This window comes from uncultured Anaerovibrio sp. (assembly GCA_902786545.1).
Classification (GTDB): domain Bacteria; phylum Bacillota; class Negativicutes; order Selenomonadales; family Selenomonadaceae; genus Anaerovibrio.
The window spans coordinates 1-2,359 of the sequence record CADACU010000095.1 but is presented as its reverse complement, the minus strand read 5'-3'; the positions used below and the strand labels follow the sequence as shown (position 1 = coordinate 2,359).

3 protein-coding genes are annotated in these 2,359 nt (G+C 41.8%); 2 read left to right on the top strand and 1 reads right to left on the bottom strand.

The genetic code is table 11. From position 1 onward, the window contains the following. A partial coding sequence (locus QZV24_RS10410; RefSeq protein ID WP_294523580.1) for an MFS transporter occupies window positions 1-588 on the bottom strand: 588 nt, incomplete at its 3' end. Between the two features lie 360 nt (window positions 589-948). On the opposite strand from QZV24_RS10410, the gene QZV24_RS10405 reads away from it, so the two are divergent. Both QZV24_RS10405 and QZV24_RS10400 read left to right on the top strand, forming a co-directional pair. Next, complete coding sequence (locus tag QZV24_RS10405) at window positions 949-1,806, top strand: AraC family transcriptional regulator (protein ID WP_294523578.1); 858 nt, start codon at window positions 949-951, stop codon at window positions 1,804-1,806. A 157-nt stretch (window positions 1,807-1,963) separates the two neighbouring features. Further along, window positions 1,964-2,359, top strand: a 396-nt coding sequence (locus tag QZV24_RS10400) for a Gfo/Idh/MocA family oxidoreductase (protein WP_294523576.1), incomplete at its 3' end; no start/stop codon positions are given.

Sequence of the window (2,359 nt, the reverse complement as noted above, 5' to 3'; positions counted from 1 at the left end):
CAGAACCACACAAATCAAGCCCGGCAACAGGAAAGCAGAATGCCAACCAAAGGCTACAATTATAACTGCCGTTACCAGATAAGTGGCACCTTCACCTACATAATGAGCTATATTAAACAATCCATAATAAGTAGCTAACTGACTCTTGGAAAACCATTGGGACAGGGATACAGTACATGGTGCTGACCCCATGGACTGGAAGCAGCCATTCACAAACCACAAAACCAGAAAAACCAGATAGTTATCCGCAAAACCAAGAATTACGTTCACCACCGCTGCCCCCAACAGACCTAATGGCACTATTTTCTTGATGTTGCAATAATCAGCAATAAAGCCATTGGCACATTTACCTACAGCAATGGCAATTAACATACCGGCGCCTATAAGACCTAACTGAGTTGGTGTAAATCCCGCCTCAATCATTGGTTTCTTGGCCACCCCTAAAGTCATCCGCATAACATAATACATACCATAGCCTAAAATCATGGCGGTTACAGCCTGAATTCGGGCCGAATGGTACATTTTCTTTATGAGATCCTCATCTTGGATGCGGGGTTTGTCCTCGCCAGTTAAAAACCATTTAAACATCTTAAAACCTCTCCCTTAAAATATTTTTCATCTATATGGCACCTCCCCCAAAGAAATGCCGACCCGAGCCACCCTGCTAAAAAGCAATTTTTTGGTATTTTTTTCATCTTTCCAAAAAAAGACTAGTTTTTTTTCGCAGGATTTGCTAATATATAGATGGTTAATTTCTGCTAATATTTAGCACAATGTTTGCATTACATTATCTCTTTATTGCCATTATAGATAAAATTCAGACAACAAACCTTTGAATTCTTGCTCTATTTGATTTATTTTGGCGAAAATATTATGGGATATTGCTCTTACTCAATATTATTTACTATTATTCCCTTTTGAAAGCTGCTTTACCCAAAGGAGGATATTATGGTACGAGCATCAGTAATTGAACCAGCGGCCAGCATTTTTGAAGCCAATACCCAGCCCCGGTTGTTTTATCTGCAACGGGAGGGTGGCGAAAAAAAACAAACAGCCCACACCCTGCAATCCCAGGCGGAAACCGCTGAGATGATTGTTATTGAGGAAGGCTGTGGCCGTTACATGGTAGACAATCAAGTATATGATATTGCCAAGGGAAATATCATCTTACTCAACGCAGGGGTTCTGCACGGTTTATGCCCGGAAATACAGACTCCCTTCGCTACCCGACGATTAGGAATCCGAAATTTGCACCTAAAAGGGCTTCCTCGGGGACATTTTATCGGCGAAAATGTTTCTCCTGTCCTAGCGATGGAAAAGCATTTCGCAGCCATACAGCTGTTTCTCAGTCTGTTTGATGTACTGCAGGAAAATGCGCAAAAACAGCTGGTAAGTGAAGCCAAAGACAATCTATTGGCGTCTCTGTTGGCTGCAATAATGCCATTAATCCACAGTACGGTGCCTAACAGCACCCGCATGCAGGAATATAATCTGGGCCTACATATTAAGGAATATATTGATGAGCATTATTTGGAAGACCTACGATTAAATGACATAGCTTCCGCTCTGCACATCAATCCTTATTATCTTTCCCACACATTTAAGAAGGCCGTTGGTTATTCACCAATCCAGTACATGATTCGCCGACGCATAGGCGAATCCCAGAACTTATTGGTAAATACCAGCTATACCATAACGGATATTGCCCTGCGCTGTGGCTACAATAATTCCAATTACTTCCAGGCTGTGTTCAATTCCATAGTTGGAATGCCCCCAGGGCGTTACCGCAAGGCCTGGCGACAGTGAATATTTTTTTCCTATAATAATTTTATCATAAAATCATCACAAATTTATCGACAATTTGCAAAACATGGTAAATTTGTCTGATACTGACTTTTGGCCAATTCAGCATATTGCTGATTAGCATACAATTTATTTTATATTTTGAAAGGCGGTTTATAATATGATCAACATTGGTATCATCGGTGCCGGCCGCATTGGCCGTGTACATGGGGAAAGTATTACTAAGTATGTGCAGGATGCACGGGTAAAGGCAATTGCTGACCCATTCCTTAATGACCAGACCAAGGCTTGGGCCAAATCCATGGGTATTGAGGAGTGCTACACTGATTACAAGAAAATTCTGGAGGATTCCTCCATTGAAGCAGTTCTTATCTGCGCATCTACTGACCAGCATTCCCCTCTCTCCATTGAGGCTTTGAAGGCTGGCAAGCATGTATTCTGCGAGAAGCCTATTGACCATGATGTAGAAAAGATTAAGGCTGTTTTGGATGTAGTAAAATCCAGCGGCAAAAAATATCAGGTTGGTTTCAACCGGCGCTTCGACCACAACTTCAAG